Origin of the sequence: Klebsiella aerogenes, assembly GCA_029027985.1 — a bacterium.
Taxonomy (GTDB): Bacteria; Pseudomonadota; Gammaproteobacteria; order Enterobacterales; family Enterobacteriaceae; genus Klebsiella; species Klebsiella aerogenes_A.
Map to the genome: position 1 here is coordinate 4300238 of CP119076.1, position 14805 is coordinate 4315042.

Annotated in this window: 12 protein-coding genes and 1 rRNA gene; 11 read left to right on the forward strand and 2 right to left on the reverse strand. The window is 58.1% G+C overall.

Annotated elements, in window-relative coordinates; genetic code table 11:
- Positions 1 to 16: 16 nt before the first annotated feature.
- The 11 genes from cutC (at position 17) to PYR66_20545 (ending at position 13582) form a co-directional block, all read left to right on the forward strand.
- The gene (gene cutC / locus PYR66_20495; protein WEF27636.1) at positions 17 to 3403 is read left to right on the forward strand and encodes a choline trimethylamine-lyase; all 3387 of its coding nucleotides are present in this window, start codon (positions 17 to 19) and stop codon (positions 3401 to 3403) included.
- Positions 3404 to 3488: 85 nt separating this feature from the next.
- A complete protein-coding gene (gene cutD / locus PYR66_20500; GenBank protein WEF27637.1) occupies positions 3489 to 4439 on the forward strand; it encodes a choline TMA-lyase-activating enzyme in 951 nt (316 codons plus the stop codon).
- Between the two features lie 12 nt (positions 4440 to 4451).
- Positions 4452 to 4844, forward strand: coding sequence for a BMC domain-containing protein (locus tag PYR66_20505; protein WEF27638.1), 393 nt, complete (start codon positions 4452 to 4454; stop codon positions 4842 to 4844).
- Positions 4844 to 5464 (forward strand): phosphate propanoyltransferase, encoded by a 621-nt coding sequence (locus tag PYR66_20510; GenBank protein WEF27639.1) that lies wholly within the window; start codon positions 4844 to 4846, stop codon positions 5462 to 5464. The genes PYR66_20505 and PYR66_20510 overlap by 1 nt, the downstream gene beginning before the upstream one ends.
- 12 nt (positions 5465 to 5476) lie before the next feature.
- Positions 5477 to 6145 (forward strand): hypothetical protein, encoded by a 669-nt coding sequence (locus PYR66_20515; protein ID WEF27640.1) that lies wholly within the window; start codon positions 5477 to 5479, stop codon positions 6143 to 6145.
- Between the two features lie 30 nt (positions 6146 to 6175).
- Entirely contained in the window at positions 6176 to 6589 is a 414-nt protein-coding gene (locus PYR66_20520) for a multidrug efflux SMR transporter (GenBank protein ID WEF27641.1), read from the forward strand.
- 17 nt (positions 6590 to 6606) lie between these two features.
- On the forward strand, positions 6607 to 6936 hold the full coding sequence (locus tag PYR66_20525; protein ID WEF27642.1) for a multidrug efflux SMR transporter: 330 nt from the start codon (positions 6607 to 6609) through the stop codon (positions 6934 to 6936).
- A gap of 274 nt (positions 6937 to 7210) precedes the next feature.
- Positions 7211 to 8218: a tryptophan--tRNA ligase gene (gene trpS / locus PYR66_20530; protein WEF27643.1), complete on the forward strand. Its 1008-nt coding sequence runs from the start codon at positions 7211 to 7213 to the stop codon at positions 8216 to 8218.
- Positions 8219 to 8634: 416 nt separating this feature from the next.
- Positions 8635 to 9702: an HlyD family efflux transporter periplasmic adaptor subunit gene (locus tag PYR66_20535; GenBank protein ID WEF27644.1), complete on the forward strand. Its 1068-nt coding sequence runs from the start codon at positions 8635 to 8637 to the stop codon at positions 9700 to 9702.
- Positions 9699 to 12458 (forward strand): ribosome-associated ATPase/putative transporter RbbA, encoded by a 2760-nt coding sequence (rbbA, locus tag PYR66_20540; protein WEF27645.1) that lies wholly within the window; start codon positions 9699 to 9701, stop codon positions 12456 to 12458. The genes PYR66_20535 and rbbA overlap by 4 nt, the downstream gene beginning before the upstream one ends.
- Positions 12458 to 13582, forward strand: coding sequence for an ABC transporter permease (locus PYR66_20545; protein WEF30513.1), 1125 nt, complete (start codon positions 12458 to 12460; stop codon positions 13580 to 13582). Before rbbA ends, PYR66_20545 begins: the two co-directional genes overlap by 1 nt.
- Positions 13583 to 13623: 41 nt before the next feature.
- Here PYR66_20545 and PYR66_20550 read toward each other — a convergent pair whose 3' ends face one another.
- Positions 13624 to 13941, reverse strand: a complete 318-nt coding sequence (locus PYR66_20550; GenBank protein WEF27646.1) for a hypothetical protein — start codon at positions 13939 to 13941, stop codon at positions 13624 to 13626.
- A 694-nt stretch (positions 13942 to 14635) separates the two neighbouring features.
- Positions 14636 to 14751: ribosomal RNA gene (rrf, locus tag PYR66_20555) — 5S ribosomal RNA — on the reverse strand.
- Positions 14752 to 14805: the final 54 nt, after the last annotated feature.

Sequence of the window (14805 nt, forward strand, 5' to 3'; positions counted from 1 at the left end):
TTGGAGAACCTTACCCATGGCACACTACAGCTTAACGCCACGCGTCAAAGTGTTGGCAGACCGTCTACTCTCACACACCAGCACCCTGTGCACCGAGCACGCCGCGGTACTGAGCGCACTGGATGGCGATATCGCCGGGATCCCCGCCGCCGTCAAACCGGCTCGTCGTTTCTATGAACTGATGCGCCAGTTGCCGCTGACCATCAGCGCCGATGAGCTGATCGTCGGCAACCAGACCCGTAAACCGCACGGGGCGATTTTCCACGACGACAGCGCCGCCCTCCGCCCGTCTGCTTTCCAGTTCCTCAACCTCAATAGTGAGCTGGATTCACCGGATTACAAACTGGTGGTCGAAAAAGGCGTGCTGGCGATTAAGCACCAGTTAGAAGAAAAAACCCGCGCCCTTGGCAGCGCGGTTAGCCGCAGCGGCATGGATGAAGTCAACGGCTGCCGTGCCGCCATTTACGCCTGTGACGCCCTGCTGGCGCTGGCGCAAAATCTGGCCAACAGCGCGGAACAGCTGGCCGCCGCGGAAACCAATGCTTATCGCAAAGCCGAACTGCTCGATAGCGCGGCCATTCTGCATCACGTTCCGGCCCATCCGGCGCGTAATTTCAAAGAAGCCTGCCAGGCGTTCTATCTGTTCCAGCTGGCGCTGCAGCTCGATAACGGCAGCTATGCGGTTAACCCGGAAGGGGCGGACAACGTGCTGCTACCTTACTATCAGCGCGATATCAACAGCGGCGCGCTGAACGCCCGGCAGGCGTATGAAATCGTTGAGTGCCTGTGGTTCAAGCTGGCGGAACTGAGCGAAGTCCGCGCCGCCTGCGCCATTGACGGCTACCCGATGCTCGACGCCATGCTGCACGGCGCCGCTTTTGAACAGGCCGAAGTTAACGAACTCTCCGCCATGTTTATCAGCGCCCAGCACAACCTCAGCGCGCTGAATCTGCCGGTACGCCTGTTCAGCGGCGTGCAGCAGGTCAGCCACGCGCCGTTCGCCGCCTGCGCCGACACACCGGCGATGGAAGGCTTAACCCCACGCATGCAGCGCCTGCGTAACCACTACCTGACGGTGCGTCCGAGCGTCTCTATCTATCGCGCGCTGGCCTTTACCGAAGTGGTCAAAGCCAACCCGGGGATGCCCACCATTCTGCTGCGGGCAAAAGCCTTCCGCCACGCCTGTGAAACCGCGCCGATTCTGATTCAGGACGATGAACTGATCGTCGGCCATCCGTGCGGCAAACCGCGCGCGGGCGCCTTCTCGCCGGATATCGCCTGGCGCTGGGTGCGCGACGAGCTCGATACCATGAGCACCCGCCCGCAGGATCCATTTGAAATCAGCGAAGCGGATAAAAAGACCATTCGCGAAGAGATTGTGCCGTTCTGGGAAGGCCGTTCGCTGGATGAGATTTGCGAAGCGCAATACCGTGAAGCCGGAGTCTGGGCCTTCAGCGGCGAGACCTTCGTCAGCGACCTCTCCTATCACCAGATTAACGGCGGCGGCGATACCTGCCCGGGCTACGACGTCCTGCTGTTCACCAAAGGGATGAACGGCATTAAAGCCGATGCCGAGGCGCATCTTGCCAGCCTGAGCATGGAAAACCCGGAAGATATCGACCGCATTTACTACTACAAAGCGGCAATCGAAACCTGCGAAGGAGTGGTCAACTACGCCCGCCGTATCGCTGACCGCGCCCGTGAGCTGGCGGCTAAAGAGCAAAACGCCCAGCGTCGCGCCGAGCTGCTGACCATCGCCGAAGTCAACGAAAACGTACCGGCCAACCCGCCGAAGACCCTGCAGGAATCGCTACAGAGCATCTGGACCGTCGAATCACTGTTTGAAATCGAAGAGAACCAGACCGGGCTGTCGCTGGGCCGCGTCGACCAGTACTGCTACCCGATGTTCGAAGCCGATATCCGTGAAGGCCGCCTGACCCACGACACCGCACTGGAATTGTTGCAGGCGTTCATCATCAAATGCGCCGAACTGATGTGGATGTCGAGCGAACTGGGGGCGAAATATTTCGCCGGCTATCAGCCGTTTATCAACCTCACCGTTGGCGGCCAGAAACGTAGCGGCGGCGATGCCTGTAACGATTTGACCTACCTGATTATGGACGCCGTGCGCTTCGTGAAAGTTTACCAGCCGTCGCTGGCCTGCCGTATTCACAACCAGTCGCCGCAGAAATACATGGAGAAAATCGTTGATGTGGTGAAAGCAGGAATGGGCTTCCCGGCCTGCCACTTTGATGATTCCCACATCAAGATGATGCTGCGTAAGGGCTTCGATTTTGAAGACGCCCGCGACTACTGCCTGATGGGCTGCGTCGAACCGCAGAAATCCGGGCGCATCTATCAGTGGACTTCCACTGGCTACACCCAGTGGCCTATCGCCATTGAATTCGTGCTCAACCGCGGCCGCATGGTGCTGTTCGACAGCTATCAGGGGCTGGATACCGGCGACCTGCGCGACCTGCGCACCTTCGAAGCCTTCGATGCGGCGGTGAAACAGCAGATCGCTCATATCGTGCGCCTGTCAGCCATCGGTACCGTGATCAGCCAGCGCGTCCACCGCGACGTGGCGCCGAAGCCGCTGATGTCGCTGCTGGTGGAAGGCTGCATGGAGAGCGGCAAAGACGTCGCCGCAGGCGGCGCGATGGTCAACCACGGGCCGGGGCTGATTTTCTCTGGTCTGGCGACCTACGTCGACTCGATGGCGGCGATCCGCAAACTGGTGTTCGAAGAGAAGAAATACACCCTCGAACAGATCCGTGATGCGCTGCTGGCCAACTTTGAAGGCTATGAAGCGCTGCGCCGCGACTGCCTGAACGCGCCGAAATACGGTAACGACGATAACGACGCCGACCAGTACGCGCTGGATATCACCGAATGGACCGAGAAAGAGTGCCGTCAGTACAAGATGCTGTACTCGACCCTCAGCCACGGCACCCTGTCTATCTCTAACAACACGCCAATCGGCGAGCTGACCAACGCCACGCCAAACGGTCGCCTGGCGTGGATGCCGCTCTCCGACGGCATCAGCCCGACCCAGGGCGCGGATAAACAAGGCCCGACGGCGATTATCAAGTCAGTCAGCAAGATGAACGTGGAAACCATGAACATCGGCATGGTGCATAACTTCAAGTTCCTCAAAGGGCTGCTCGATACCCCGGAAGGTCGCCACGGCCTGATTACTCTGCTACGTACCGCCTCGATTCTCGGCAACGGCCAGATGCAGTTCAGCTACGTCGATAACGAAGTGCTGAAGAAGGCGCAGCAGGAGCCAGAGAAATACCGCGACCTGATCGTCCGCGTCGCTGGCTACAGCGCCTACTTCGTTGAGCTGTGTAAAGAGGTCCAGGACGAAATCATCAGCCGCACGGTGATTGAGAAGTTTTAGCTCTCGGCATGAGAACTAAATGATCCGTATTTGAGAAATAACAGGAAGTTCTCCGCCCCGTAACGGGGTGGAGCGGGAGGCAAGCGTGATCGCAAATCATCAAGAACTAACCGGCCGCATATTCAATATCCAGAAATATTCGATTTATGACGGCGATGGCATTCGCACGCTGGTGTTTTTTAAGGGCTGCAACATTCGCTGCCCGTGGTGCGCCAACCCGGAAGGACTGAGCAGCCAGTTCCAGGTGATGTTCTCGCACGACAAATGTATTAACTGCGGCGATTGCGTCAGCGTCTGCCCGACCGGGGTACATTACCGGGCGGAAGAGAACGGCACAATGAAGCACTTCGTCGACCGCAATAAGGATTGTATCGGCTGCCGCCAGTGCGAAGAAATTTGCACCCAGAACGCGCTGGATATTATGGGCAAGGACGTCACCGTCAGCGAGCTGATGGACATCATCATGCAGGACTATGACTTCTACCTCTCTTCCGGCGGCGGCGTGACCATCGGCGGCGGCGAGATGAGCCTGCAGACCGATTTTGCCGTCGCTTTATTCAGCGAATGCAAAAAGATGATGATTAACACCGCCGTCGAAACCCAGGGTACCACCCCACTTGCCAACTACCAGAAGTTGGCGCCGGTCACCGACACCTTCTTATTCGACATCAAACAGATCAACAGCGAACACCACAAGGCGATGCTCGGTATCGGCAACGAAGGAATCCGCCGCAATCTCGAATGGCTGGTGGATTCCGGCGCCAACGTGATTGTGCGCATGCCGCTTATCCGCGGCTACAACGACTCGTTTGACGCCATTACCGGCGCGATTGATTACGTGCAGAAACTGGCGAAGCGCGGAAATATCCGCCGCATCGACATGCTGCCGTACCACCAGCTGGGGCGCAAAAAATATGAGCGTCTGGATATGCCCTATCCCATTACCCAGGACCCGTCTTACGCGCCGGAAGAACTGGACCGGCTGGAAACCTTCTTCCAGCAATTTGATTTTGATATTCGCTTAGTCCGCCATTAACAGGAGCCGACAATGAAAAGTTTAGGCGTAATTGAAACGCGAGGATGGGTCGCCGCCATTCAGGCCGTCGACGCCGCGTGTAAAGCCGCGGGAGTCACCTGCATTGGCTATCGCAAAGTGGGCTCGGGCCTGGTCAGCGTCTGCTTTGAAGGAGAAATCAGCGCCATTCACACCGCGATTGAGCGCGGCGTCGCGGTGGCTGGCGCCGGACACACCGTGCAGTCGCTGGTTATCGCCCGCCCGGAACGCTGCGTGGTTGAGGCATTGAGCAATCTCAAAGGCAACCCGCCACGGACGAAACAACCCATTGCCCCTGCGGTTGTCGTCGCGCCGGAAGCGAGCGCCCCGCCCTCTCCGTTGGTCGCGGAAGATAAAAACCCGCCGCTGAAAAAAGGGAAGAAGTGATGATTGACACCCTGCTTCGCGAAAAAATCACCACCCGCCTGAGCGCGACCACCCCAGCGATCCCGGTCGGGATTTCCAACCGCCATGTGCACCTCGCGCAACAGGACGTTGAGGCGCTGTTTGGTCAAGGCTACAGCCTGACGCCCTTCAAGCCGCTGCGCCAGCCGGGGCAGTTCGCTGCCGAAGAGTGCGTCACCATCGTCGGGCCGAAGGGCTCGCTGACCAACGTGCGCGTACTGGGGCCGACCCGCCCGGTATCGCAGCTGGAGGTGTCGCGCGCCGACTGCTTTGCGCTTGGCATTAAGGCGCCAGTCCGCGAGTCCGGCCAGTTGGAGAATGCCGGCAGCGCCCTGCTGATTGGTCCCGCTGGCCACGTCGAACTCCATTCGCAGGTGATTTGCGCCTGGCGCCATATCCATATGTCGCCGCAGGACGCGCGTCAGCTTAACGTCAGTAACGGCCAGAAAGTCAGCGTACGCAGCAATGGCGAACGCCAACTGACCTTTGACGAAGTGGTGGTGCGCGTGCGCGATGACTTCGCGCTGGAGTTCCATATCGATACCGAAGAAGCCAATGCCGCCGGGTTGAAAAACGGCGCGCAGGTGACGCTCATCGGCTAACGGAGGTTCGCCATGACCGACGAACAGATTGAAGGTTTAGTTGCGCGGATTATCCAGCGCCTGCAGCCGCCGGTACTGGTGATGGTGACCGCCGCTGACGGCTATCGCGCGGCGATCCGCCAGCGCCTGGCGAGCTGTGGTTATCCGCTGCGCATCGCCCTCGAAGAGGGCCTTACCGATGCCGCTGCCTGGCAGGAGGTGGGCGAGATTATCCCCTCTTCGGTCTGGCGGGATGCGTTGCCTACGGCGCCGTGGCGGGCGGTACTGCTGCCATTTCTCGACTATTCGCTGGCAGCAGATCTGCTGAACGGTACCCTGCGCAGCCCGGTGGCCCGACGTACGCACGATGCGCTGCTGGCGGGTATCCCGGTTCTGGCGCTGCGCTATCACTGCGATCCGCACAGCGAGCTCAATCAACTGCGCGGCGCGCGGGCCGACAACGCCTATGCCGGACACCTGCAGGCCACCCTCGCTGGTCTGGAAGCCTGCGGCGTGTTTCTCGGCACCATGAATGCGCTGCTGGCAAAGCTGGAGACGCCCGCCACGCCTGCCGCCGCCAACAGCGAGCCGCGCCGTTATCTCACCGTCACGGACGTGGAGAATAATCCAGCGCTGGCAGCGGCCCCGCACGCGCAGCTGACCGACGCGGCAATCGATTTTTTAAAAAACAGAAAGATATGACCTTATCCCTTATGACCCTGGAGCTTAACGATGTCTTCGAAAACAAAATGCTGGTTATGGATGCTGCTGGTTATCCTCTCCGAAACCTCGGCAACCTCGACATTAAAAATGTTCGGTAGCAGTGAAGGCAGCACCAAAATGCTGCTGCTCGGCCTGCTGATTGCGCTCTACTGCACCTGTTATTACTCGCTCTCAAGGGCGGTGAAGGATATTCCCGTCGGCCTGGCGTACGCCACCTGGTCCGGTACCGGCATCCTTGTCGTCTCGACGCTGGGGATGGCGTTCTACGGCCAGCATCCGGATACCGCCGCCATCATCGGCATGGCGGTTATCGCCAGCGGCATCGTTATCATGAATCTGTTCTCGAAAATGGGATCCGAAGAGAGCGAAGAGGCTGCGCCCGCCGCGCCAATCGCGTCTATGGATAAAAAAATCGCCAACTAACCGGAAAGGAATACCCTATGTTTAATCTCGGATTTTTATGGCTGGCGCTGTCTATCGGCTCCGAAATCACCGGCACCTCGATGATCAAAAAAACCAACGGTTTTAGCCGACTGGCGCCCTCGGTGCTGGTGGTCTGCGCCTACGGCTTGTGTTACTTCGCCCTCACCCGCGCGATGAGCACCATTCCGGTCGGTGTGGCCTACTCGCTGTGGTGCGGCTTCGGTATCGTCGGCGTCACCATCTGCTCAATGATTCTCTATAAGCAGAAACCGGATCTGGCAGCCATTATCGCCATGGCGCTGATTATCTCCGGCGGCGTGATCATGAACGTTTTCTCGACCATGTAACGCGAGTCTGTTTATTCTGCCGGGTGGCGCTGCACTTACCCGGCCTACACGAGCAGCGCCGCCGGGCATTTTGCTGAACAGGTTTACCCCGCCGTAAATTCGTGGCAGGATAAAAAGATGAACAGAAACGTTATCGTTACCCCTTCCCGCCGTTGGTGGCTGCCTGCATAACAGGCGGCACGATAATACGTTTCCATTTTCAAAGCCGCCGGAAGGCGGCTTTGTGGTTTCTCAGTGACGTCTTCCGGCCTAAACGCATTGTAAGGAGTCTCTGATGAACCATCCGCAAACTATCCTGACCGGCGATCGCCCTACCGGCCAGCTGCATCTCGGCCACTATGTCGGCTCGCTGCGCCAGCGCGTGGCGCTACAGCGCGACCACCAGCAGTTTATCCTGATTGCCGACCTGCAAGGGCTGACCGATAACGGCAACAATCCGCAAAAAATCAGCCACCATATCCTGGAAGTGATGGCCGACTATCTGGCGGTCGGTATCGATCCGCAACACACTACGATTTGCCTGCAGTCCGCCCTACCGGCGCTGGCGGAGCTCAGCGCGCTGTATATGAATATCGTCACCGTCGCCCGCGTGGAGCGTAACCCAACGGTAAAAAATGAGATCACCCAGAAGGGCTTCGCCCGTTCGCTGCCAGTGGGGTTTCTCGCCTATCCGATCAGCCAGGCCGCCGACATCACCGCCTTCAAAGCTGAACTGGTGCCAGTGGGCGACGATCAGCTGCCGATGATTGAACAGACCAACGAAGTCGTCCATAAGATGAATAGCCTGACCACCGAGCCGGTACTGCGCCACTGCAAAGCGCTATTGAGCGAGGTGAGCCGCCTGCCGGGTGTCGATGGCAACGCCAAGATGTCGAAATCGCTGGGTAATACCCTAACGTTGTCGGCCAGCGAAGAAGAGATCCACCGCGCGGTCAGCGCGATGTATACCGACCCGACACATCTGCGGGTTAGTGACCCGGGGCAGGTTGAAGGCAACGTGGTGTTTACGTATCTCGATGCTTTCCACAACGATAAGACGCGGGTTGCTGAGATGAAAACGCACTACCGGCGCGGCGGGCTGGGCGATCGCCTGTGTAAGAATGAGCTGGAAGCCTGTTTGCAGGAGCTACTGGCGCCGATCCGCAAACGCCGGGCCACCTATATTCAGGATAAAGGGATGCTGCTGGAGCTGCTGCGTCAGGGCAGCGAACGCGCCCACCAGCTTACGCAGCGGACATTACATGAAGTGAAGCGCGGGCTGGGATTACCGGTGTTGTTCTGAGTCCCAGAGCCCTCCCCCGGTCGCGCTACGCTTACCGGGGCTACGGTGTTATACCCTGCCTTTATGCATCTTCACGCAGTTCCGCCCGTCACGCCTGGCGGCATACAGCGGTAGCCACTCCTTAAAATTTCGCAGTGTTCAGCCTTTATTACCAGACCTTCGCAATTCCATAGTTTCCATATGGACTTCAGTGCCACCGATGTTAGTATTCTATAAACGGTAGCTATAAATATGCGTGTTTCATTTAAGGCCTGGATTGCTGATGATGACCACTGTAGTAGCACATCTTCCCCACCGGTTTGCAACGCAACAGGAACACTGCGCCGGACGGCCTTATCTCCCCTTGTTATCTCGCCTCGCCAGGCGAAGCAGAGAAACGCGCACCACTCAGCAATATGGAACAGAGCGAGTAGCGTATGGATAAGAACAGACGACGTTGGGCTGGTTACGTAGTGGGCTTAGCGGTGGCGATCGCCGTCGCTGTCTGGTGGACGTTACGTCCTGCCGGGCTGCCGCAAGGCTTTGCCGGCAGTAATGGCCGCATCGAGGCGACGGAAGTCGATATCGCCACCAAAATAGCCGGGCGTATTGAGGCCATTCTGGTCAAAGAGGGTCAGTTCGTCCACAAGGGAGACGTGCTGGCGCGCATGGATTCGCGGGTGCTCAACGAGCAGCGTCTCGAAGCTGCCGCGCAAATTAAAGAGGCGCAAAGCGCGGTCGCCGCCGCCACTGCTCTGCTCGATCAACGGCAAAGCGAGATGCGCGCCACTGAAGCTGTTGTGAAACAGCGTCAGGCGGAACTTGATTCCAGCGCCAAACGCCATGTCCGTTCCAGTACCCTCTCGCAGCGCGGCGCCGTCTCCGTCCAACAGTTGGATGACGATCGGGCCGCCGCCGAAAGCGCCCGCGCGGCGCTGGAATCCGCAAAAGCCCAGGTCTCCGCCGCCCGCGCCGCGATCGAGGCCGCGCGTACCAGTATTATTCAGGCTAAAACCCGCGTCGAAGCAGCCCAGGCAACCGAGCGGCGAATCCTCGCCGATATTGACGATAGCGAACTGAAAGCACCGCGCGACGGCCGCATTCAGTATCGCGTCGCCGAACCGGGCGAAGTGCTGGCCGCTGGCGGCCGGGTGCTGAACATGGTCGACCTGGCCGACGTCTACATGACCTTCTTCCTGCCAACCGAGCAGGCAGGCCTGCTGGCGATCGGCAGCGAAGCGCGCTTAATCCTCGATGCCGCCCCGGATCTGGTGATCCCAGCCAATATCAGCTTTGTCGCCAGCGTCGCCCAGTTCACGCCGAAAACGGTAGAAACCAGCGACGAGCGCCTCAAGCTGATGTTCCGCGTCAAAGCGCGCATTCCGCCAGCACTGCTGGAACAGCATCTGGAATATGTCAAAACCGGCTTGCCCGGCATGGCCTACGTGCGGCTGGATAAACAGCAAAGCTGGCCTGAAGCTCTGACGGTGAGGTTGCCGCAATGAAACTGACGCAGCAGGATACTTCGCCCCCCGTCGCCCTGCTGGAAAATGTCGGCCAGCATTTTGGCGCCACCGTCGCGCTGCGCGATATCAGCCTGGCGATCCCCGCGCGGCGCATGGTCGGCCTGATTGGCCCGGACGGTGTCGGCAAATCGAGCCTGCTCTCGCTGATCGCCGGCGCGCGGGCCATTGAGCAGGGTAACATCATGGTGCTCGGTGGCGATATGCGCGACGTTCGCCACCGCCTGCAGGTGTGCCCAAAAATCGCCTGGATGCCACAGGGACTGGGGAAAAACCTGTACCATACGCTGTCGGTGTATGAAAACGTCGACTTCTTCGCTCGTCTGTTCGGCCATGATAAAGCCGAGCGCGAACTGCGTATCAACGAACTGTTGCACAGCACCGGGCTGGCGCCATTTCGCGATCGCCCTGCCGGTAAGCTCTCTGGCGGGATGAAACAAAAGCTTGGCCTGTGCTGCGCGTTAATCCACGACCCGCAGTTGCTGATCCTCGATGAACCCACCACCGGCGTCGATCCCCTTTCCCGCGCGCAGTTCTGGGACCTGATCGACAGCATTCGCTTACGCCAGCCGGAAATGAGCGTACTGGTGGCGACCGCCTACATGGAAGAGGCCGAGCGCTTTGACTGGCTGGTGGCGATGAACGCTGGTGAAATCCTGGCGACCGGCAGCGCCGCGGAACTCAAAACGCAAACCGGTAGCCAAACGTTGGAACAAGCGTTTATCGCCTTGCTGCCGGAAGCGCAGCGCCTGGCGCATAAAGAAGTGGTCATCCCGCCGCGCGACGACCGCGAGGAGGAAATCGCCATCGAAGCGCGCGGACTGACCATGCGCTTCGGCAACTTTGTCGCCGTCGACCACGTTAACTTTCGCATCGCACGTGGTGAAATTTTTGGCTTCCTCGGCTCTAACGGCTGCGGCAAATCCACCACCATGAAGATGCTCACCGGCCTGCTGCCCGCCAGCGAAGGCGAGGCCTGGCTGTTTGGCCAGCCGGTCGATCCGAAAGATATCGCCACCCGTCGCCGGGTCGGCTATATGTCGCAGGCCTTCTCGCTGTATAGCGAACTGAGCGTGCGGCAAAACCTTGAGCTGCACGCTCGCCTGTTTCACATTCCGGACCATCAGATAGCCGACCGGGTCGCCGAAATGAGCGAGCGCTTTATGCTCACCGAAGTTGAAGACGCGCTCCCCACCGCCCTGCCGCTGGGGATCCGCCAGCGCTTGTCGCTGGCTGTGGCGGTGATCCATCGCCCGGAAATGCTGATCCTCGACGAACCGACTTCCGGCGTCGACCCGGTAGCGCGTGATATGTTCTGGCAGTTAATGGTCGACCTGGCGCGTCAGGATCGGGTCACCATATTTATCTCCACCCACTTTATGAACGAGGCGGAACGCTGTGACCGCATCTCGTTAATGTATGCGGGTAAAGTGTTAGCCAGCGATACACCGCAGGCGCTGGTTGAGCAACGCGGCTCCGCCAGCCTCGAAGACGCGTTTATCGCCTGGCTGCAGGAAGCGGCGGATGCCGCGCAACCGTCTGCCGCGGCCCCGACGGAACTCACGCCGCCCGCTGCCGCATCATCCCATCACAGCGCCGCCCCACGCCACGCCTTCAGCCTGCGGCGCCTGTTTAGCTACAGCCGCCGCGAAGCGCTGGAACTACGCCGCGATCCGGTGCGTTCAACATTAGCGCTGCTGGGAACGGTGATCCTGATGTTCATCATGGGGTATGGGATCAGCATGGACGTCGAGGATCTGCGCTTTGCAGTACTCGACCGCGATCAAACCGTCAGCAGCCAGGGCTGGTCGCAGAATATTGCCGGTTCGCGTTACTTCATCGAACAGGCGCCGCTACATAGCTACGATGAATTGGATCGCCGCATGCGTAACGGCGAGCTAGCGGTGGCGATAGAAATCCCGCCGAACTTTGGCCGCGATATCGCCCGCGGCACGCCGGTGCAAATTGGCGTGTGGGTGGATGGCGCGATGCCAAACCGCGCGGAAACGGTGCGCGGTTACGTCCAGGCGATGCATCTGGCCTGGCTGCAGGAGATGGCCGGGCGGCAAAGCAGCCCAAACCGCGATACCTCGCTTATTTCCATCGAGACCCGCTACCGCTATAACCTGGACGTGAAGAGCCTGCCGGCCATCGTCCCGGCGGTGATCCCGTTACTGCTGATGATGATCCCGGCGATGCTCAGCGCCCTAAGCGTGGTACGCGAGAAAGAGCTTGGTTCGATTATCAACCTGTACGTAACACCGACCACCCGCAGCGAATTCCTGCTCGGCAAGCAGATGCCATACATCGTGTTAGGGATGTTTAACTTCTTCCTACTGTGCGCGCTGTCGGTCTTCGTGTTTGGCGTAGCGCATAAAGGCAGCTTCCTGACCCTTACCCTGGCGGCGCTGCTTTATGTCACCATCGCCACCGGCCTGGGATTGCTGATCTCAACCTTTATGAAGAGTCAAATCGCCGCTATTTTCGGTACTGCGATTATTACGCTTATCCCAGCGACCCAGTTCTCCGGGATGATCGATCCGGTGGCCTCACTGGAAGGCCCAGGGCGCTGGATTGGACAAATCTACCCGACCAGTCACTTCCTGACCATCGCCCGTGGGACCTTCTCCAAAGCGCTGAACATTAGCGATTTGTGGGTTTCCTTTATTCCACTTTTGATTGCGGTGCCCTTGGTGCTCGGATTGAGCGTGTTGCTGCTGAAGAAACAGGAGGGATGATGCGCGGATTACGCAATATTTATAACCTCGGTATCAAAGAGCTGCGCAGCCTGCTGGGCGATAAAGCGATGCTGGCGTTGATTGTATTTGCTTTTACCGTGTCGGTTTACTCTTCAGCCACGGTGATGCCCGGCTCGCTGCACCTGGCGCCGATAGCCATTGCTGACATGGATAAATCACAGCTCTCATCACGGATCATCAACGGTTTTTATCGACCGTGGTTTTTACCGCCAGAGCTGATTACCGCCGATGAGATGGATGCCGGGCTGGATGCCGGGCGCTACACCTTTGCCATCAATATCCCGCCTAATTTCCAACGTGATGTGCTAGCCAGCCGCCAGCCGGAAGTGCAGGTCAACGTCGACGCCACGCGAATGAGCCAGGCCTTCACCGGCAACGGGTATATACAGAATATTATCAGCGGCGAGGTGAACAATTTTGTCGCCCGCTATCGCGATAACAGTACGCTGCCGGTCGAACTGGCGGTGAGGATGCGCTTTAACCCTAATCTTGAACAAGAGCGTTTTGGCGCGGTGATGGCGATCATCAACAACATCACCATGCTGGCGATCGTGCTTACCGGTTCGGCGCTTATTCGCGAGCGCGAGCACGGCACCATCGAGCACCTGTTGGTGATGCCGGTGACGCCATTTGAAATCATGATGGCTAAGATCTGGTCGATGGGCCTGGTGGTGCTGGTCGTTTCTGGCCTGTCGCTGCTGCTGATGGTACAGGGGGTTTTGCAGGTACCGATTGAAGGGTCGATTCCACTGTTCATGCTGGGAGTGGCGCTCAGTCTGTTCGCCACCACCTCGATCGGCATTTTTATGGGCACCCTCGCCCGTTCGATGCCACAGCTGGGGCTGCTAATGATTCTGGTGCTGCTGCCGCTGCAGATGCTCTCCGGCGGTTCCACGCCACGGGAAAGCATGCCGCAACTGGTTCAGGATATTATGTTGACCATGCCGACGACTCACTTCGTCAGTCTCGCGCAAGCGATATTGTACCGCGGCGCCAGCTTCGCCATCGTCTGGCCGCAGTTCTTAACCTTGTTGGCTATCGGTGGGGCGTTCTTTACCATCGCGTTACTGCGTTTTCGCAAGACGATCGGCGAAATGGCATAAAGCATTCACCAGAACCATCGCCCGGCGACGATCCCGCAGGCTTATTTGTGGCGGTTCATAAAGCGGCGCAGACCCCAGGTAAAAGCCATTGCCATGCTGAAAAGGATAAACAGCAGCGCAATCCAACTGATGGATATGCGCAGCAGCGTACCGGGAGTCATAAACGGCTGGAGGTAGACGGTGAAGGAGTGAGCGGGTGATTTCCCCAACAATTCGTAGGCACTATCGGTCAACCATACGCCAACCCGGCAAAACAGCCAGATAATCGCCGGCCAGCAGAGCAGAACCAGAAAGGTAAAGCGCTTCTGAATGTAAGTAATGAGCTGGCGCAACGGCGGCCAGTTAAGCAGGATTTTCATTTATATTCTCATATTGCCAGCCGATGACCTGCAACATTCATCGCAAGACATTCCGGGCAGCGTCCATACAGGCAATCTACCCTATTTGTATATCAAATTTACTGTCACTTAAACCAGATCAAGTTAACAAAGTGTTAATGATGTATCTCATTCACGCAAAAAGAGCGGATAACACCTGCCGATCGTGGAAATAAACGGAAGAGGAGTATTTAGCGCCGGGAATAATTTTTCAAGTCTACAAGAGAGGTTATTTTCATAGCGGAAGATTGCAGCGCTATTATTTCACTGTCGGTTAAATAATGGCGATGAAATATAAAAATGGCGTTAATCGTAGCTACTGATAATTATTTTTCTGCTCGCATCATTGGTTAAATTCACCTCGAGGTTGCGCACGGTCATTCGGTTTTTATACAAAGAGATATATAAGGTGGTCACGAGTCCTTTCCTGTTTCAGCAAGATCTGGAGGGATCATAACAGCTGAAAGACAGGTTTAGACGTTCGACGTCGGGTTTCGGAATTGGGTGCGGTTTAGTGAGGAACAGTTTTCCCCGGAGGCGGTGCTGCGCACCTTGTCCGGGCTACAGGGCCCGTAGCCCCGGTAAGCGCAGCGCACCGGGGAGGCGGCCGTCACAGCGGCAAAATGCAGACGACAAAAAGTCCGGTCTTCCGACCGGGCCTTTTGCTTTATTTGATGCCTGGCAGTTCCCTACTCTCACATGGGGAGACCCCACACTACCATCGGCGCTACGGCGTTTCACTTCTGAGTTCGGCATGGGGTCAGGTGGGACCACCGCGCTATCGCCGCCAGGCAAATTCTGTTATCAACACGTCTCCTGGACGCATCGATTAATCTGTATCACGCT

Excerpts from the sequence above, each read along its gene's own strand:
- cutC (WEF27636.1), top strand. The coding sequence starts at position 17 with ATGGCACACTACAGCTTAACGCCACGCGTCAAAGTGTTGGCAGACCGT.
- PYR66_20505 (WEF27638.1), top strand. The coding sequence starts at position 4,452 with ATGAAAAGTTTAGGCGTAATTGAAACGCGAGGATGGGTCGCCGCCATT.
- PYR66_20510 (WEF27639.1), top strand. The coding sequence starts at position 4,844 with ATGATTGACACCCTGCTTCGCGAAAAAATCACCACCCGCCTGAGCGCG.
- PYR66_20515 (WEF27640.1), top strand. The coding sequence starts at position 5,477 with ATGACCGACGAACAGATTGAAGGTTTAGTTGCGCGGATTATCCAGCGC.
- PYR66_20520 (WEF27641.1), top strand. The coding sequence starts at position 6,176 with ATGTCTTCGAAAACAAAATGCTGGTTATGGATGCTGCTGGTTATCCTC.
- PYR66_20525 (WEF27642.1), top strand. The coding sequence starts at position 6,607 with ATGTTTAATCTCGGATTTTTATGGCTGGCGCTGTCTATCGGCTCCGAA.
- trpS (WEF27643.1), top strand. The coding sequence starts at position 7,211 with ATGAACCATCCGCAAACTATCCTGACCGGCGATCGCCCTACCGGCCAG.
- PYR66_20535 (WEF27644.1), top strand. The coding sequence starts at position 8,635 with ATGGATAAGAACAGACGACGTTGGGCTGGTTACGTAGTGGGCTTAGCG.
- rbbA (WEF27645.1), top strand. The coding sequence starts at position 9,699 with ATGAAACTGACGCAGCAGGATACTTCGCCCCCCGTCGCCCTGCTGGAA.
- PYR66_20545 (WEF30513.1), top strand. The coding sequence starts at position 12,458 with ATGCGCGGATTACGCAATATTTATAACCTCGGTATCAAAGAGCTGCGC.
- PYR66_20550 (WEF27646.1), bottom strand. The coding sequence starts at position 13,941 with ATGAAAATCCTGCTTAACTGGCCGCCGTTGCGCCAGCTCATTACTTAC.